The sequence below is a fragment of the Couchioplanes azureus genome, from assembly GCF_014648355.1.
GTDB classification, from domain to species: domain Bacteria; phylum Actinomycetota; class Actinomycetes; order Mycobacteriales; family Micromonosporaceae; genus Actinoplanes; species Actinoplanes azureus.
Window position 1 is genome coordinate 1 of sequence record NZ_BMQY01000019.1, and the last position, 18,005, is coordinate 18,005.

At 74.7% G+C, this 18,005-nt stretch carries 11 protein-coding genes; 7 read left to right on the top strand and 4 right to left on the bottom strand.

All coding sequences use genetic code 11. The features are described 5' to 3' along the window. Positions 1-16 precede the first annotated feature (16 nt). From IEY99_RS33240 to IEY99_RS33260, 5 genes are all read left to right on the top strand, one after another. Complete coding sequence (locus IEY99_RS33240; RefSeq protein ID WP_229799492.1) at positions 17-10,258, top strand: non-ribosomal peptide synthetase; 10,242 nt, start codon at positions 17-19, stop codon at positions 10,256-10,258. Between the two features lie 39 nt (positions 10,259-10,297). Beyond that, positions 10,298-10,525, top strand: coding sequence for an MbtH family protein (locus tag IEY99_RS33245; protein WP_189208095.1), 228 nt, complete (start codon positions 10,298-10,300; stop codon positions 10,523-10,525). Continuing rightward, a complete protein-coding gene (locus tag IEY99_RS33250; protein ID WP_189208096.1) occupies positions 10,518-11,510 on the top strand; it encodes a methyltransferase in 993 nt (330 codons plus the stop codon). Before IEY99_RS33245 ends, IEY99_RS33250 begins: the two co-directional genes overlap by 8 nt. Before the next feature lie 16 nt (positions 11,511-11,526). Further along, positions 11,527-12,573 (top strand): 4-hydroxyphenylpyruvate dioxygenase, encoded by a 1,047-nt coding sequence (gene hppD / locus IEY99_RS33255; RefSeq protein WP_189208097.1) that lies wholly within the window; start codon positions 11,527-11,529, stop codon positions 12,571-12,573. Between the two features lie 68 nt (positions 12,574-12,641). After that, positions 12,642-13,865 carry an aminotransferase-like domain-containing protein gene (locus tag IEY99_RS33260; RefSeq protein ID WP_189208123.1) on the top strand — a complete coding sequence of 408 codons (1,224 nt, stop codon included), beginning with the start codon at positions 12,642-12,644 and terminating at the stop codon, positions 13,863-13,865. 19 nt (positions 13,866-13,884) lie between these two features. Here the strand turns inward: IEY99_RS33260 and IEY99_RS34770 are convergent, their stop codons facing one another. Both IEY99_RS34770 and IEY99_RS33270 read right to left on the bottom strand, forming a co-directional pair. Continuing rightward, entirely contained in the window at positions 13,885-14,607 is a 723-nt protein-coding gene (locus tag IEY99_RS34770; RefSeq protein ID WP_229799493.1) for a response regulator transcription factor, read from the bottom strand. Between the two features lie 120 nt (positions 14,608-14,727). Further along, complete coding sequence (locus IEY99_RS33270) at positions 14,728-15,087, bottom strand: PepSY domain-containing protein (RefSeq protein WP_189208098.1); 360 nt, start codon at positions 15,085-15,087, stop codon at positions 14,728-14,730. Positions 15,088-15,313: 226 nt separating this feature from the next. Between IEY99_RS33270 and IEY99_RS33275 the strand changes: the two genes are divergently transcribed. After that, positions 15,314-15,883: a hemerythrin domain-containing protein gene (locus IEY99_RS33275; protein ID WP_189208099.1), complete on the top strand. Its 570-nt coding sequence runs from the start codon at positions 15,314-15,316 to the stop codon at positions 15,881-15,883. Positions 15,884-15,975: 92 nt separating this feature from the next. Here IEY99_RS33275 and IEY99_RS33280 read toward each other — a convergent pair whose 3' ends face one another. Then, positions 15,976-16,527 (bottom strand): CGNR zinc finger domain-containing protein, encoded by a 552-nt coding sequence (locus tag IEY99_RS33280; RefSeq protein ID WP_189208100.1) that lies wholly within the window; start codon positions 16,525-16,527, stop codon positions 15,976-15,978. Between the two features lie 102 nt (positions 16,528-16,629). On the opposite strand from IEY99_RS33280, the gene IEY99_RS33285 reads away from it, so the two are divergent. Continuing rightward, entirely contained in the window at positions 16,630-17,541 is a 912-nt protein-coding gene (locus tag IEY99_RS33285) for a 2-dehydropantoate 2-reductase (RefSeq protein WP_189208101.1), read from the top strand. Here IEY99_RS33285 and IEY99_RS33290 read toward each other — a convergent pair. Then, entirely contained in the window at positions 17,538-17,951 is a 414-nt protein-coding gene (locus IEY99_RS33290; RefSeq protein ID WP_189208102.1) for a winged helix-turn-helix transcriptional regulator, read from the bottom strand. The genes IEY99_RS33285 and IEY99_RS33290 overlap by 4 nt on opposite strands. Positions 17,952-18,005: the final 54 nt, after the last annotated feature.

Sequence of the window (18,005 nt, forward strand, 5' to 3'; positions counted from 1 at the left end):
GCGTCTGGTGGAGCGGTTGGCGCCGGAGCGGTCGCTGTCGCGCAACCCGCTGTTCCAGGTAATGCTGGTGGTGCAGAACATGCCCGGCGGCGCCCCGGAGTTCCCCGGCCTGACCGTGGCGGACGAGCCCGTCCGCGTGGACTTCGCCAAGTTCGACCTGGCCTTGGCGGTGCGTGAGCGCCGCGCCGCCGACGGTGGCGCCGACGGCATCGAGGGCGACTTCGAGTTCGACACCGACCTGTTCGACCGGCCCACGGTCGCCGCGTTCGGCCACCGGCTGCGCGCCCTGCTCGCCGCCTGCGTCGCGGATCCCGGCGCCCCGGTCGGCCGGCACGACATCCTGCTCCCCACCGACCGGATCGCCGAGGGCGAGCCGGCACCGGGGCCGAGGACCGTGCCGGAGCTGTTCGCCGCGCAGGTCGCCGCCCGGCCCGGCGCCCCCGCGCTGGTCCACGAGGACCGGACCCTCACCTACGCCGAGCTCGATGCGCGCGCCGACCGGCTGGCCCGGCTCCTGCACAAGCGGGGCATCGTCGCCGAGGACCTGGTGGCGATCGCGCTGCCCCGCGGCGTCGACCTGGTCGTCGCCCAACTGGGCATCCTCAAGGCCGGCGCGGCGTACCTGCCGCTGGACCCGGAGTATCCGGCCGACCGGATCGCCTACATGCTCGGCGACGCGCGGCCCGCGCTGGTGCTCACCGACCAGGCCTCGGCGGACCGGTTCGGCGCCGTGCCCGTGTTCGTCGTGGACCTGCCGTGGCCCGAGGACGCGCCCGCGGCCCCGCGGCCGCCGGTGTCGCCGCAGAGCGCGGCCTACGTCATCTACACCTCCGGATCGACCGGCCGGCCCAAGGGCGTGGTGGTGTCGCACGCCGGCGCGTCCGCCCTCGCCGCCACGCAGCGGGACCGGCTGGGCGTCGGCCCGGGCAGCCGGGTGCTGCAGTTCGCCTCACCGAGCTTCGACGCCGCGTACTGGGAACTGAGCATGGGCCTGCTGTGCGGGGCCACGCTCGTGCTGGCCGCCGCCGAGCGGCTCCTGCCGGGAGAGTCGCTGCACCGGCTCGTCGCCGAGCACGGCGTCACCCACGCCACCCTCCCGCCGGCCGTGCTGCCGGTGCTGGACGCCGGCCGGTGGCCGGGGGACGGCACGCTCGTCGTGGCGGGCGAGGCGTGCCCGCCCGATCTGGTGGGGGAGTGGTCCCGCGACCGCACCATGATCAACGCGTACGGCCCGACCGAGACCACCGTCTGCGCCACGATGAGCGGGCCGCTGTCCGGCAGCGTCGTCGCACCGCTGGGCACGCCGGTCGCGGGCGCCCGCGTGTACGTGCTCGACGAGTGGCTCAGGCCGGTGCCCGCCGGGGTCGTCGGAGAGCTGTATCTCGCCGGTGACGGCCTCGCTCGGGGCTATCTCGGGCGCGCGGCGCTGACCGCACACCGGTTCGTCGCCGACCCGTTCGGCCCGCCCGGCGCGCGCATGTACCGCTCCGGCGACCTGGCCCGCCTGCACCACGACGGCAGCCTCACGTTCGCCGGCCGCGGCGACGACCAGGTCAAGGTCCGCGGCCACCGGGTCGAGCTGGGTGAGGTGGCCGCGGCCCTGTCCGGCTGCCCCGAGGTGGCGCAGGGCGCGGCCACGGTGCACGACGGCGAGCTCGTCGGCTATGTGGTCGCGGCCGGGCCGGACACCGCGGACGACGAGCGCGTCGAGGAGTGGCGCCGCACCTACGACGACGTGTACGCCGACGCCGGCACCGCCGAGTTCGGCGAGGAGTTCGAGGGGTGGAACTCCACCTACACCGGCGAGCCCATTCCGCTCGGCGAGATGCGCGAGTGGCGCCGGGCGGTGGTCGACCGCATCCTCGAGCAGCGCCCGCGCCGGGTTCTCGAGCTGGGCGTCGGCACCGGCCTGATCATGTCCCAGGTGGCGCCGCAGTGCGAGCGGTACTGGGGCACCGACTTCTCACCCCGGGTCGTCGACGCCCTCACCAGGGTCGTGTCCGGCCGCCCCGAGCTCGACGGCGTGGTGACCCTGCGCGCCCAGGCGGCCGACGTCGCCGACGGGCTGCCCGGCGGCTTCGACCTCGTCGTCGTCAACTCGGTGATCCAGTACTTCCCGGGCGCCGACTACCTGACCCGGGTGCTCGACGTGGCGCTGGCCCAGCTGGCCCCCGGCGGCCGCATCCTCGTGGGCGACGTGCGCAACCCGCGGCTGCTGCGGCTGCTGCGGACCGCGGTGGAGATGCGCCGCGGCACCCCCGCCGCCGACCTGCCCCGGGCGGTCGAGGCGGCCGTCGCCGCCGAGCGCGAGCTGCTGGTCGACCCCGACTACTTCCACGACCTGGCCGCCGGGCGCCCGGAGATCTCGGCGGTCGACATCCAGCTGCAGCGCGGCACCGCGCACAACGAGCTGACCCGGTACCGCTACCACGTGGTGCTGCACAAGCAGGCGACCGGCGTGCTGCGGGTCGCCGAGGCCCCGTCGGTGGACTGGCGCGACGAGGACTCGCTGCGCGCCGCCCTCGCCGAGCGGCCGGCCGTGCTGCGGGTCCGCGACGTGCCCAACGGCCGGCTCACCGGCGAGAGCCCCGAGGTCGGTCCCGGTGTGGATCCGGAACGCTTCGCCGCGATCGGTGCCGAGCTCGGCTACCGCACGGCGGTGACCTGGTCGGGCACCACCTGCCTCGACGTCGTCTTCACCACCGACCCGGGGCCGCTCGACGGGCTGTGCCGCCCGGGACCGGGCGGGCCGCGTACCCGTGAACCGGCCGTGTCCGGAACCCGCGCCGGGCTGCCCGCTGCGGTGCGGGCCCGGCTCACCGACCGGTTGCCCGCCGCCCTGGTGCCCACCGCGATCGTGGTGCTCGACGCGCTGCCGCTGACGCCGAACGGCAAGGTGGACCGGGCCGCCCTCCCCGCACCCGGCACGGCCGCCGCCCCGGCCGCCGGGCGGGCTCCCCGGGACGCCGAGGAGACCGCGCTGTGCGAGATCTTCGCCCGCGTGCTCGGCCGTCCCCGGGTCGGCGCCGACGACGACTTCTTCGCCCTGGGCGGCCACTCGCTGCTCGCCACCCGCATCCTCAGCGCGGTCCGCGAACGCTTCGGTGTGGAGCTGGCCGTCCGCGACCTGTTCGAGTCGCCCACCCCGGCCGGGCTGGCCGCGTGCCTGCGCGGCGCCCAGGACGGCCGGCCGCCGCTGGTCGCCGGTGAGCGCCCGGCGCGCATCCCGTTGTCCTTCGCCCAGCAGCGCCTGTGGTTCCTCGACGAGCTGGAGGGGCCCGGCGCCACGTACAACATTCCGATGCCGCTGCGCCTGCACGGGCCGGTGGACCACCCCGCCCTGCGCCAGGCGCTGGCGGACGTGGTCGCCCGGCACGAGGCGCTGCGCACCCGTTACCCCGCCGAGGACGGTACGCCGTACCAGGAGATCCTGGACGCCGCCGCCGCGACGCCGGACCTGCCGCTCGTGGACACCGACGAGCGGCGGCTGCCCGGCCAGCTGCGTACGGCCGCCGGCTCGACGTTCGACCTGGCCCGCGAGACACCGCTGCGGGCCTGGCTCTACCGGCTCGGCCCGCGCGAGCACGTGCTGTTGCTGCTGCTGCACCACATCGCCGGTGACGGCTGGTCGCTCGGCCCGCTGGTGCGCGATCTCGGCACCGCGTACGGGGCCCGGCTCGCCGGGGACGCTCCGGAGTGGACGCCGTTGCCGGTGCAGTACGCCGACTACGCGCTCTGGCAGCGTGACCTGCTCGACGGGCAGGGCCTGATGGAACGCCAGATGCGGTACTGGACGCAGGCCCTCGACGGCATGCCGGAGCAGATCGACCTGCCCACCGACCGGCCCCGTCCGGCCGTCGCCGGACACGCCGGTGACGCGATCGGCTTCGAGCTGGACCCTGAGCTGCACCGGGCGTTGCTGCGCCTGGCTCGTGAGCATGACGTGACGTTGTTCATGGTGTTGCAGGCGGCGTTGGCGGTGTTGTTGTCGCGGATGGGTGCGGGTGACGACGTGCCGATCGGGAGTCCGATCGCGGGTCGTACCGATGAGGCGTTGGACGAGTTGGTCGGGTTCTTCGTCAACACGTTGGTGTTGCGGACGGACACGTCGGGCGATCCGTCGTTCGCGCAGTTGCTGGGTCGGGTGCGGGAGACGGATCTGGCGGCGTACGCGCATCAGGATCTGCCGTTCGAGCGTCTGGTGGAGCGGTTGGCGCCGGAGCGGTCGCTGTCGCGCAACCCGCTGTTCCAGGTCATGCTGGCGTTCCAGAGCACGGCCGACGGCGACCTGCGGATGCCCGGCCTGACCGTCGCGTTCGAGACCGTCGGCGTCGGCATCGCCAAGTTCGACCTGCACCTGAGCGTCGCCGAGCGGACCCGCGACGGCGGACCGGCGGGGGTGACCTGCGCCCTGGAATACCGGACCGACCTGTTCGACCGGCCCACGGTCCAGGCGATGACGCAGTGGTTCACCCGGATCCTGCACACCGCCGTCTCCGCGCCCGACCGTCCGGTCAGCACGCTGGAGCTGCTCACCACCGCGGGCAGCGCGGCGCTGCTCGCCGCCGGCGCGGGCCGCCGCGTCCCGCCGCCGGCGGGCACGGTGCCCGAGCTGTTCGAGGCGCAGGTGGCCGCCGCCCCCGGCGCCGTGGCGCTGCGCGCCGCCGGGACCGAGCTGACCTACGCCGAGCTGGACGAACGGGCCAACCGGCTCGCGCACCTGCTGGCCGCCCGCGGTATCGGCCCGGAGTCGGTCGTCGCGCTGGTCCTGCCGCGCGGCGTGGACCTGATCGTCGCCCTGCTCGCGACGCTCAAGGCCGGCGCCGCCTACCTGCCGGTCGACGTCGAGTATCCGGCCGAGCGGATCGCGTACCTGCTGGCGGACGGCTCGCCGGACGGCGTGCTCACCGTCCTCGGCATGCCCGGCGTCCCGGCGGACGCCGTACGGCTGGACTCCGCCGAGGTCCGCGCCGCGCTGCGCCGGGCACCGGCCACCGCGCCCCGCGACGCCGACCGGGTCGCGCCGCTGCGGCCGGGCAATCCCGCATACCTGGTCTACACCTCCGGATCGACCGGCCGGCCCAAGGCGGTCGTGATGCCCTGCGCCGGCCTGCTCAACCTGCTCACCTGGCACGTCTCGCGGTTCCCCGGCGGCCTCGGCACGGTCACCGCCCAGTACACCGCGATCGGGTTCGACTTCTCGGTGCAGGAGATCCTCGCCGCCCTCGTGTCGGGGCGCACCCTCGCGGTGCCCTCGGAGGACGTGCGCCGCGACCCCGCCCGGCTGGTCCGCTGGCTCGCCGACAACCGGGTCAACGAGTTGTTCGCCCCCAACGTCGTCGTCGAGACGCTGTGCCGGGCCGCCGCGGAGGCCGGGACGGACCTGCCCGACCTGACCGACGTCCTGCAGGGCGGCGAGGCGCTCACCCTGACCCGGGCGGTCCGCGAGTTCTTCGCCCGGCCCGGCCGCCGTCTGCACAACGTCTACGGCCCGGCCGAGACGCACGCGGTCACCACCAACTCCCTGCCGGAACGGGTGGCGGCCTGGCCCGCCGCGGCCTCCATCCACGGCACCCTGGCCAACACCCGGGTCTCCGTGCTGGACGGGCGGCTGCGGCCGGTCCCGCCCGGCGTCGCCGGCGAGCTGTACCTCTCCGGCGCCGGGGTGGCCCGCGGCTACCACGAACGCCCCGGGCTGACGGCGGCACGCTTCGTCGCCGACCCGTACGGCCCGCCCGGCGAGCGGATGTACCGCACCGGCGACCTGGCCCGCTGGCGTGCCGACGGCTCCCTGCACTTCCTCGGCCGCGCCGACGACCAGGTCAAGCTGCGGGGCTTCCGGATCGAGCCGGGTGAGGTGGAGAACGTCGTGGCGGCTCTGCCCGGCGTGGGCCGCGCCGCCGTCGTGCTCCGCGACGTGCTGGTGGCCTACGTCGTGCCGGACGACGCCGCGGTCCCGCCCGACCCGGCGGCGCTGCGGGCCCTGCTCGCCCGCCGGCTGCCCGACTTCATGGTGCCCGCCGCCGTGGTCGTGCTGGACGCGCTGCCGCTCACCCCGAACGGCAAGCTCGACCGGTCCGCGCTGCCTGTGCCGGAGGCCGGCGCCGTCCGGCACGCGGCCGCCACGCCGCAGGAGGAGATCCTGTGCGGACTGTTCGGAGAGGTGCTGGACCGGCCCTGCGTCGGCGTGGACGACGACTTCTTCGCCCTCGGCGGCCACTCGCTGCTCGCCACCCGGCTGGTCAGCAAGGCCCGCGCCGCCCTCGGCGTCGAGCTGTCCGTGCGCGACCTGTTCGAGACGCCCACCCCGGCGGGCCTCGCCGCCCGCACCGGCGCGGGCGCCGTGAGCCGCCCGCCGCTGACGCCCCGCAGCCGGGGTGAGCGCGCCGCCCTCTCGTACGCCCAGCAGCGCCTGTGGTTCCTGCACCGGCTGGAAGGGCCGAGCCCCACCTACAACCTGCCGTACCCGCTGCGGGTGACCGGGGCGCTCGACCTGGCCGCCCTGCGCGCCGCGATCGGCGACCTGATGCGCCGCCACGAGACCCTGCGCACCGTCTTCCCCGACGACGAGGGCATGCCCTACCAGCTGGTGCGCGAGGTCCCCGAGCCCGGGCCGGAGATCGAGGTTCGCGACGTCGCGCCCGGCGGCCTGCGGGCGGCGGTGTCCGCGGCCGTGCGGCACGGCTTCGACCTCGCCACCGAGCTGCCGCTGCGCACCACGGTCTTCCGGGCCGGCCCCGAGGACCACGTCGTGCTGCTGTTGCTGCACCACATCGCCGGTGACGGCTGGTCGCTCGGCCCGCTGGTGCGCGATCTCGGCACCGCGTACGGGGCCCGGCTCGCCGGGGACGCTCCGCAGTGGACGCCGTTGCCGGTGCAGTACGCCGACTACGCGCTCTGGCAGCGTGACCTGCTCGACGAGAACGACCCGGACGGGCTGCTCAGCCGCCAGCTGTCCTACTGGACCGAGGCACTGGCCGGCCTGCCCGACCAGCTCACCCTGCCGGTGGACCACCCGCGCACGGCGGCCGGAACGGCCGTCGGCGACGTGACTCTCTTCCACCTCGACGCCGAGCTGCACCGGGCGTTGCTGCGCCTGGCTCGTGAGCATGACGTGACGTTGTTCATGGTGTTGCAGGCGGCGTTGGCGGTGTTGTTGTCGCGGATGGGTGCGGGTGACGACGTGCCGATCGGGAGTCCGATCGCGGGTCGTACCGATGAGGCGTTGGACGAGTTGGTCGGGTTCTTCGTCAACACGTTGGTGTTGCGGACGGACATGTCGGGCGATCCGTCGTTCGCGCAGTTGCTGGGTCGGGTGCGGGAGACGGATCTGGCGGCGTACGCGCATCAGGATCTGCCGTTCGAGCGTCTGGTGGAGCGGTTGGCGCCGGAGCGGTCGTTGTCGCGCAACCCGCTGTTCCAGGTCATGCTGGCGCTGCAGAACACCCCGGAGCACGACGTGTCGCTGCCCGGCCTGGACACCGGCGTCCAGCCGGTCGACCTCGACGTCGCCAAGTTCGACCTCACCTGGAACCTCACCGAGCGCCGCGCCGGCGGCACCCCGCAGGGCATCGACGGCGTCGTCGAGTACCGCACCGACCTGTTCGCACCCGCCACCACGCAGGCCCTCGCGGACCGCTTCCGCACGGTGCTGACCGCCGTGGTCGCCGCACCCGGCGCACCGATCAGCCGGGTGGACGTCCGGACCGCCGGCGAGCGCGCCGCGCCGGTCGCCGGTTCCCCCGCGCCCGCGGTGACCGGCGGCCTGGCCGAGGCCTTCGCCGCCCAGGCCGGGCGGACCCCGGACGCCGTCGCCGTGCGCAGCGGCGCCACGGTGCTCACCTTCCGCGAGGTGGCGCAGCGCGCGGACCGGCTGGCCCGCCGCCTGGTCGCGCACGGCGTGCGCCCCGGGGACGCCGTCGCGGTGCGGGTGCGCCGATCGCCCGAGCTGGTCGTCGCCACCCTCGCGGTCGTCGCGGCCGGCGCGGCGTACGTGCCCCTGCACGGCGGCTTCCCGGCCGAGCGGATCCGGACGGTGCTCCGGGAGACCGGCGCCCGGATCGTCGTCGGGGACGACCCGGTGCCCGGCGCCGAGGCGTGCGTCCACGTCCACCCCGGGGACCGCCCGGCGCCCGACGCCGGCCTGCCCGCCGGGACCGGCCCGGACGCGCTCGCGTACGTCATGTTCACCTCCGGCTCCACCGGCGCTCCGAAGGGCATCGGCGTCACCCAGGCCGACGTGCTCCAGCTGGTCGCCGACCCCTGCTGGCGCTCCGGTCCGGGCGAGCGGGTGCTGATGCACTCCCCGTACGCCTTCGACATCTCCACCTACGAGCTGTGGATGCCGCTGCTCACCGGCGCGGAGATCGTCGTCGCCCCGGCCGGGGACCTCGACGGCGCCGACCTCAGCGAGGCGATCCGCGACGGCGCGGTGACCTGCGTGATGCTCACCGCCGGGCTGTTCGGCCTGCTCGCCGACGAGTACCCGGACTGCTTCGCCGGCGTGCGCGAGGTCTGGACCGGCGGCGACGTGGTCTCCGCCAGCGCCGTTCGCCGGGTCCTGGAGCGCTGCCCGGGAACCGTCGTGCAGCACCTCTACGGCCCGACCGAGACGACGCTCGGCGTCACCGCGCTGACGCTGCGGGACGCCGGCGAGGTCCCGGACACCGTGCCGATCGGCCGGCCGCTGGCGGGCGTCCGGGCGTACGTGCTCGACGAGCGCCTCCGCCCGGTGCCGGCGAACGTCGTGGGCGAGCTGTATCTGGCCGGGGCCGGCCTGGCCCGCGGCTACGTCGGCCGGTCCGCGCTGACCGCGGAAAGGTTCGTCGCCGACCCGCACGGCGCTCCGGGCGAGCGCATGTACCGGACCGGTGACCTGGTCCGCCGCACCGCCGACGGGGTGCTGCACTTCGCCGGCCGCGCCGACGACCAGGTGAAGCTGCGCGGTTTCCGGGTCGAGCCCGGCGAGGTGGAGGCGGCGCTCGCCCGGCACCCGGACGTCACCCGGGCCGCCGTGGTGGTGCGGCGGGACCGGGCGGCCGGCCCGCGGCTGGTCGCGTACATCGTCCCGGGCGCCGCGCGCCCCGACCCGGCGGGGCTCCGGGCGCACCTGGCGACGTCGCTCCCGGAGTTCCTGATCCCGTCGGCGTACGTGAGCCTGGACCGGCTCCCGCTGACCGGCAACGGCAAGCTCGACCGCACGGCCCTGCCGGCCCCGCACCCGGTCACGGTCGCCGCGGCGGCCGGGCCGGTCGGGCCCCGGGAGGAGATCCTGTGCCGGCTGTTCGCCCGTACCCTCGGCGTCGACCGGGTGGGCCGCGACGACGACTTCTTCGATCTGGGCGGTCACTCGCTGCTGATGGCCCGGCTCGCCGGGCGGATCACCGCCGAGCTGGGGGTCCGGGTCGGCATCCGGGACCTGTTCGAGGCGCCGACCGTCGCGGCCCTGGCCGAGCGGCTGGACGCCGGCGTCGCCACCGACCCGTTCGACGTGGTGCTGCCGCTGCGCTCCGGGGGCAGCCGGCCGCCGCTGTTCTGCGTGCACCCGGCCGGTGGCATCGGCTGGATCTACTCCGGACTGCTGCAGCACCTCACCGACCGGCCCGTCGTGGCCCTGCAGGCCCGCGGCCTCGACGGCCGCGGTGCCCTGCCCGCCTCGATCGACGAGATGGCGGCCGACTACGCCGAGCAGATCCGGCGGGTGCGGCCCGAGGGCCCCTACCACCTGCTCGGCTGGTCCTTCGGCGGCCTGGTCGCCCAGGCGGTCGCCGTGCGGCTGCGCGAGGGCGGGGCCCGGGTCGCCCGGCTCGCCCTGCTGGACGCGTTCCCGGACACCTGGGAGGAGGGTGTCGAGCTGACCGAGAGGCAGATCCTGCAACTCCTGCTCAACGCCGTCGGACAGTCCCCGGACGCGCTGGGCTCGCGGCCGCTGACCCGCGAGAGCGTCCGGGAGGTGCTGCGCGCCGAGGGCAGCGCCCTGGCGAACCTGGCGGGCGCCGACATCGACGCGATGCTCGCCGTCTTCACCAACAACAGCCGGCTGATGCGCGACCACCGCATCTCCCGGTACGACGGCGACCTCACCTTCTTCACCGCCGCCCGTGGCCGCGACGCCGGCAGCCCCACCGCCGAGGCCTGGCGCCGCTTCGTCACCGGGACCATCGCCGACCACGCCGTCGACGCCAACCACGGCGGCATGACCCGGCCCTCCGCGCTGGCCGAGGTGGCCCGCGTGCTCGACACCGACCCCCCGGCCTGACGGACCCGATCAGGCCACGCCCCAGGAAGGGAAACTGTCATGACGAACCCGTTCGACGACGACGAGGCCGAGTTCTACGTGCTCGTCAACGACGAGGGCCAGCACTCGCTGTGGCCGGTCTTCGCCGAGGTGCCGGCCGGCTGGACCGTGAGCTTCGGCGCCGCGGACCGGCAGGCCTGCCTCGACCACATCGACGCGACCTGGACCGATCTGCGCCCGCGCAGCCTGGTCGAGGCGATGGCGGGCGCCGGTGGCGACCGTGAGTGAACTGTCCAGCGCGGTCCTCGGCGACTACCTGACCCTCGTCGACGACAGCTGCGTCGCGGTGCTGCCGCACGCCTTGCGGCTCGCCGCCGAGTTCGGCATCGGTGACGCCCTGGCCGACGGCCCGCTGAGCACCGCCGAGCTGGCCGAACGCGTCGGCGCCCATCCCGAGGCGCTCTACCGGCTGATGCGGGCGCTCGCCAGCGTCCGGCTGGTGTGGGAAAGCACCGACGCCACCTTCCACCTCACCGCGGCCGGCCAGCGACTGTGCTCCCGGCACCCCTCCAGCGCCTGGGCCTGCGTGGTCAACGCCGACTCGCAACGGGCCTGGCTGCGCGCCGGCGACACCGTACGCGACAACCGGTCGGTCTTCGGGGACTCGAGCGGAGGCGAGTTCTTCGCCCACAAGGACCACGACCCGGAGGCCAACCGGCTGTTCCTGCGCCGCATGCGGGAGCGGGTGAGCCGTACCTATCCGCGCTTCGCGTCCGTGGTCGACTGGCGCGACAGCCGGGTCGTCATGGACATCGGCGGCGGCGACGGCTACGTGCTCGGCACGGTGCTGGACACCGCGCCGCACGTCGAGGGCGTGCTCTTCGACCGGCCGGCCGTGATCGACGTGGTGCGGCCCGCCGACCGGATGCGCCTGGTCGCCGGCGACTTCTTCCGTGCGGTGCCCGAGGGGGCCGACACGCACCTGCTCTGCAGCGTGCTGCACGACTGGACCGACGAGCAGGCCCGCACGATCCTGGCCCGCAGCCGCGCCGCGCTGCGGCCCGGCGGCCGCCTGCACATCGTCGAGATGCTGGTGCCACCCGGCAACGACTGGCACCCGAGCAAATGGAGTGATCTCGGCATGATGGTGCTCACCGGCGGGCGGGAACGCACCCGGGCCGAGTTCGCCGACCTGCTCACCGACGCCGGCTGGGCGGTCGAGTCGGTTCGTGCCCTTCCCGAGTCCCACTTCAGCGTCATCACCGCCCGTTGATCGGAGACAGACTGTCATGAACGCAATCAGCGTGAATCACATCGAGCTGTACGCGCCGGACGCCGCGGCGCAGGCGGCCGAACTGACCGACCACTACGGCTTCACCCCGCGGGGCACGCAGGAGTCGCCGGATCACCGATCGATCGTCCTCGACCAGGGCGAGATCGTCGTGGTGGTCACCGAGGGGCGCACCGCGGGGCATCCGGCCACCGGGTACGTCGAGCGGCACGGCGCCGGGGTCGGCGACATCGCGCTGCGCACCGGCGACGCCGCGGCGGCGTACGCGCACGCGGTCGCCGCCGGTGCCCGCCCGGTCGCGCCGCCGCGCAGCCAGGACGGATGGGTGACGGCCCGGATCGGCGCCTTCGGCGACGTGCTGCACACCTATGTGCAGCCGCCGGCCCGCGAGGACGGCAGGCGCCTGCCGGGCTTCGGGCCGTGGGGGTCGCACGCCGGTGCCGCCGGGCACCTGAGCGCCGTCGACCACTTCGCGGTCTGCCTGGAAGCCGGCCGGCTGGCACCCACCGTGCGGTTCTACGAGTCGCTCGGCTTCGCGGCGATCTTCGAGGAGCGGATCGCGGTGGGGGAGCAGGCGATGAACTCCACCGCGGTGCAGAGCGCATCGGGCGGGGTCACCTTCACCCTGATCGAGCCGGACCCGGCCGCCACGCCGGGGCAGATCGACGAGTTCCTCGCCCACCACCAGGGGCCGGGCGTGCAGCACGTCGCCTTCGCCACCGGCGACATCGTCGCGGCCGTGGGCGCGCTCGGGGCCCGCGGCGTGTCCTTCCTGGACCCGCCGGCGGCCTACTACCAGCTGCTCACCTCCCGCCTGGAACCGCTCGCGCACACCCTGCCGGAGCTGCGCGAAAGGGGGATCCTGGCCGACGAGGACCATGACGGGCAGCTGTACCAGATCTTCACCAGCTCCACCCATCCCCGGCGCACGCTGTTCTTCGAGGTCATCGAGCGCCTGAGGGCGCAGACCTTCGGTAGCGGCAACGTCAAGGCGCTGTACGAGGCGGTCGAGCTCGAGCGCAGCGGCGCCCTGAGCCGGCCGTGAGCACGGGCCTGCTGAGCGGGGTGCGGGCCGTCGTCGACGGCCTGCACCCCAGCCTCGCCGATCCCGCCATGACCTCGATGAACCTGCTCAACGAGGTCTCCGCCCGGCACCCGGGCGCCATCTCGTTCGCCGCCGGCCGGCCCGCCGACGAGGGCATCGAGGTCGCCGACGTGCACCGGTACCTGGACCTCTACTGCGCCCATCTGGCCCGGGACCGCGGCTACACGGACCGGCAGGTGCGTGCCGAGCTGCTGCAGTACGGGCGTACCAAGGGCATCGTGCACGACCTGGTCGCCCGCGCCCTCGCCCGGGACGAGGACATCGTGACCGACCCGGAGGCGGTCGTCATCACCTCCGGCGCGCAGGAGGCGATGGTGTTGCTTCTGCGCGCGCTCGCCGCCGACGAGCGGGACGTGGTGCTCGCGGCCGACCCGACGTACGTCGGCTTCACCGGCGCCGCCCGGCTGGTGGGGGTGCCCGTGCACGGCGTCCGCGACGACGGCACCGGCGTCGACCTGGACGACCTGGCGCGGGTGCTGGCCGGGGCCCGCGACGCGGGCCGGCGCCCCCGCGCGCTGTACCTGGTGCCCGACTTCGCCAACCCGACCGGGACCAGCATGCCCGTGGACGTCCGGCGGCGCCTGCTCGACCTCGCCGCCGAGCACGAGCTGCTGCTGATCGAGGACAACCCGTACGGGATGTTCCAGCCGGCGGCCACCCGGCCCCCGACCCTCAAGGCGCTGGACCGCCACGGCGTGGTGGTGTACGTCGGCTCTTTCGCCAAGACCGTGCTGCCCGGCGCCCGCATCGGCTACGCGGTCGCCGACCAGCCGGTGCGCGGCGGCGGCCTGCTCGCCGACGAGCTGGCGAAGCTCAAGAGCATGCTGACGGTGAACACCTCACCGATCGCCCAGGCGGTGATCGGCGGCAAGCTCCTCGAGGACGGATGCAGCCTGGTCGCGTCGACCCGCCGGGTGACCGGGCAGTACCTGGCCGGACTGCGCCGCATCGGCGAGGGGCTGGCGGCCCGCCTCACCGGCGTGCCGGGCGTGCGGTGGAACCGGCCGGCGGGTGGCTTCTTCACGGTCGTCACCGTCGGGTTCCCGGTCGACGACGCCCTGCTGCACCACGCGGCCGAGCGGCACGGGGTGCTGTTCACGCCGATGCGCCACTTCTACCACGGCGACGGCGGGGAGTATCAGCTGCGGCTGTCCAGCAGCGCGGTCCGGGCGGATGAGATCGACGACGGCCTGGACCGGCTGGCGGCACTGATCCGCGAGCGCAGCGGCTGAGCCGGCGGGCGGGGCGGCGTCAGCTGTCCCGCCCGCACAAACCCGACTCGTACGCGTGGATGACCGCGTGCAGCCGGTTCGGGACGTCCAGCTTGCCCAGCAGGTTCTGCACGTGCGTCTTGACCGTGTGCTCGGACAGCGTCAGCGTCCGCGCGATCTCCGCGTTCGACAGGCCCCGGGCGATCAGGGCCAGCACATCGCGCTCCCGCCGGCTCAGCCCGTCGGCGGCCGGCCGCGCGGCCTCCGGGCGCGCGGCGGCGGGCGTGTCCGGCCAGCGGACCTGGTATCCGGCGGCGACCATGCGGATCGCGGAGGCGAGATGCGCGGGCGTGACGAACGGCGGCAGCGTGCAGTCCACGCCGGGGGGCACCGGCACGCCCGCGCATTCGAGGGCGACCACCCGCAGGCCCGGCGCCGCGGCGTGCGCGGCGGCGGCCGCGTCGGCGCACGCCCTGGCGTCCTCGCCGCCGAGGTTGAGCAGCAGCACGTCCGGCGAGCGGGCCGCGACCGCGCCGGCGACGCCGGCAGGCTCGCACTCGCCCGCCGTGACCAGGTCGTCGTGCTGATCGAGCGCCGCCCGCAGCCCGCCGCGGATCAGCGGCGCCGACCCGACGACGAGCACCCGGAGCACGTCCGGGCCGGTGCCGCCGATCTGCTCCTCGTAGGGCGGCAGGATCCGCAACCCGGGCCGCGCCGCCGGGACGGGATCCCGGGGGTCCGCATACCGTGTCCCGTGCTCCATGTCGGCCTCCCCGTATGACTGTTCACACGGTAACCGTCCGAGCCGCCCGGTCTCTCCGGCGTTGAGTTGGGCTTGAGCGAGGTCCCGGCGGGGCCGGTGGCGAAGGCACGCTCCGATCGGTCAGTCGTCGGCCAGCAGCGCTCCGGTGGTGGCGTCGACGTCGACCTCGCCCTCCCGGCCGTTGCGCTCGAACTTCATCTCCCAGATGGGTGCGCCGCCGGCCTCGTCGAGCTCGGCCTCGGTGACGCGGGCGCCGGGGAAGGCGTTCTCGACGATGGCGGCGGCCTGGGTGGCGTTGACCCGGCGGGGCCCGAACCGGGCGTCGAGCTCAGGGTCGATCTCCAGGTCGAAGGACGGCCGGGCCGGTGCCGCCGGTACGGCGACGCGCCGCTCGTCGCGGTCCTTGGCGCTGGCGACGGCGGTCCCGGCGGTGAGTACCAGGGCGAATCCGGCGGCGGCGGTGATGACGGCCTTGCGCATGGGCTGCTCCTCTGCTGCTCCGTGTGCCGTGCGGTACGCGCCCCGGTGACCGGCGGATGGGTGCCGGGGACCGTTCTGACCGTGCGCTGGCCGATTCCTGGCCGTCCCCTGGCACAGGCGCCGCGCGGGTAGGGCTTCCCGGCAGTGTCCTGCAGGGAGGGTGTAGGCGGTGCGGAAGCGGGTAGACCGCACGTGTTCCGTTCCGGACGGCAACCATGGAGGATTCATGACCACCACCCCCGCCGGCGAGCGGGACGTCATCGACGTCCTCACCGCCGACCACCGCGACGTGACCGCCCTGATCGGCGAGATCTGGACGATCACGGACCCGATGATCCGCCGAGACCTGACCGACACCGCCATCAGCGAGCTGGTGCGCCACGCCGTCGCCGAGGAGATGTACGTCTACCCGGCCATGCGCAAGCACCTGCCCGAGGGCGACAAGGCCGTCGAGCACGACGTGGAGGAGCACAAGGAGCTCGAGGAGGCGATGAAGAAGCTGGAGGACCTCGACGTCTCCAGCGCGGAGTTCGAGGAGGCGCTGCGCCGGCTCGAGGCGATCCTGACCGACCACGTGCAGGACGAGGAGGCCGAGCAGTTCCCCGAGCTGCGGCGCCGCATCCCGCGGGAGGAGCTCACCGAGCTGGCCGAGAAGGTGGAGACCGCGAAGAAGCTGGCGCCCACCCGGCCGCACCCCGGCGCTCCGAACAACGAGCTGTTCCACAAGCTGGTGGGGCCCGGCGTGGGCTTGGTCGACCGGCTCCGCGACAAGCTCACCGGACGCGCCACCCGCTGACCCGGCGCGCCGCCCGCTCGCGGGACGCGCCACCCGCCGACCGGGCGCGGCCGGCCGTCCGCCTCGCGGTGGCCGGCCGCGCCCGCGGCCGATCAGGTGCCGGCCGAGCGGTACCGCGCCATCTTGTCGCGGGTGCCGCAGGCGCTCATGGTGCACCAGCGCCGGGCGCCCGCCCGTGAGGTGTCGACGAAGAGCAGCGAACACCGGGGGTTGTCGCATTCGCGCAGCCGTTGCCCGGCGTCGCCGCCGATGACCTCCACGGCGTCGCGGGCCAGCTGGGCGAGCAGGGCGGGTGCCGTCACCCACGCCGGCTCGGCGCGCAGTCCGCCCGCTTCCGGGCGCAGCTCCACCGCCGGCGGCGGCTTCGCTGCCCAGGCGTTCACCGTGGCGACGTCGTCCGGCGCCGGGCGGCACCGGCCCATCCGGGCCAGCATCAGCCGGTAGATGGCCTCCCGCAGCTCGCGGGCGTGGCGGAGGTCGGCCGGCGAGCAGTGCGGTGCCCGCCCGGCCAGCCCGGCCCCGGTGAACCATCGGGCCAGTGCGGCCGGCTCGGTGAGGCGCTCGAACCCACCGTCGCGCCAGCGCTCGCCCACGGTCGCCGTGAGATTCACCGACGGCCGGCCGCCGTGGAAACGGAACGTCACGGCGACCACGTTACCACTTGAAGGAGTAACAAAGATCACCTCCTCCTGTTACCGGTCGAACCGGTAGCGTGTGGGCGGCGCTCACCCGTCTCGGAGGTTGTCATGAAGTTCGCCGTCATTGGGGCCGGGGGCCTCGGCGGGTATCTCGGCGGCAGGCTCGCCCGCGCCGGCCACGACGTCACACTGCTCGCCCGGGGCGCCCATCTGGCGGCCCTGCGCGGCGCGGGGCTCACGACGATCGGCGTCGACGGCACGGCGACGGTCACCCCCGTCCGTGCCACCGGCGACCCGCACACCGTCGGCGCCGTCGACGCCGTCCTGCTGGCGGTCAAGACCTGGCAGCTCGACGAGGCACTCGCCGCGCTGCCGCCGCTCGCCGGCCCGCACACCGCCGTCATCACCGTGCAGAACGGCGTCGAGGCCCCGCACCGGGTCGCCGAGGCGGTCGGCCGGCCCGCGGTCCTGCCCGGCGTCGCCAAGGTGATCGCCATGCTCGCCGGACCCGGCACGGTGCGTCACGTCGGTGGCCCGGGCGCGCTCGACCTCGCCGAATGGGACAACCGGCCGACCGAGCGGGCCGAGCGGATCCGCGCCGCGCTCACCGGCGCCGGCATCGCGACGACACCGCCGGCCGACATCTGGGCCGACCTGTGGGCGAAGTTCCTGTTCGTGGTGCCCTCCGGCGGCCTCGGAGCGGTCACCGACGCGACCTTCGGGGTCCTGAGGCAACGGCCGGGCACGCGCCGGCTCCTGCGGGCCGCGATGGCCGAGATCGAAGCGCTCGCCCGGGCCCACGGCGTCGCGCTGCCGGACGACATCGTGGCGAGAACCATGGCGTTCGTCGACCAGCAGCCGGCCGAGGGGACGACGTCGCTGCACCGCGACATCAGGGCCGGCCGGCGCTCCGAGCTCGACGCCTGGACCGGCGCGGTCGTACGGCTGGGTGCCCGCACGGGCACCCCGACGCCGGTGCACGACGTCGTGCACGAAGTGCTCAGCCTGCGCGAAGGCTAGCCCGCGCCGGGCGCCGTCGCGCCGGCCGTCGTGCGGCCGCGGTCGTAGGCCTCCCGGGACGCGGCGATGGCCTCCCGGTGCCGGTCCGCCCACTCGGTCAGCGTGACCAGGGAGTCGTAGAGCTCGCGCGCCATGTCCGTGGCCGTGTACTCCACCTTCGGTGGCACCGTCGGATACACGGTGCGGGTCAGCAGGCCGTCGCGTTCCAGGTTGCGCAGGGTCAGCGTGAGCATCCGCCGGCTGATCCCGGTGATTCTGCGTTCCAGCTCCGTGAAGCGCACCGGCGCCTGGCTCGCCTCGATGATCACGCCGATGCTCCACTTGCCGCCGACCCGGTCGAGGACCTCGCGGACCGTGCAGGCCTTGGCGTGAACGACCTGGTCGGACACACAGATGTTCCGCTGTGACATGAATGTGCCTCCTTACGCGCGGCCCCATGGTCACACATCATGGCTGCTGTAACA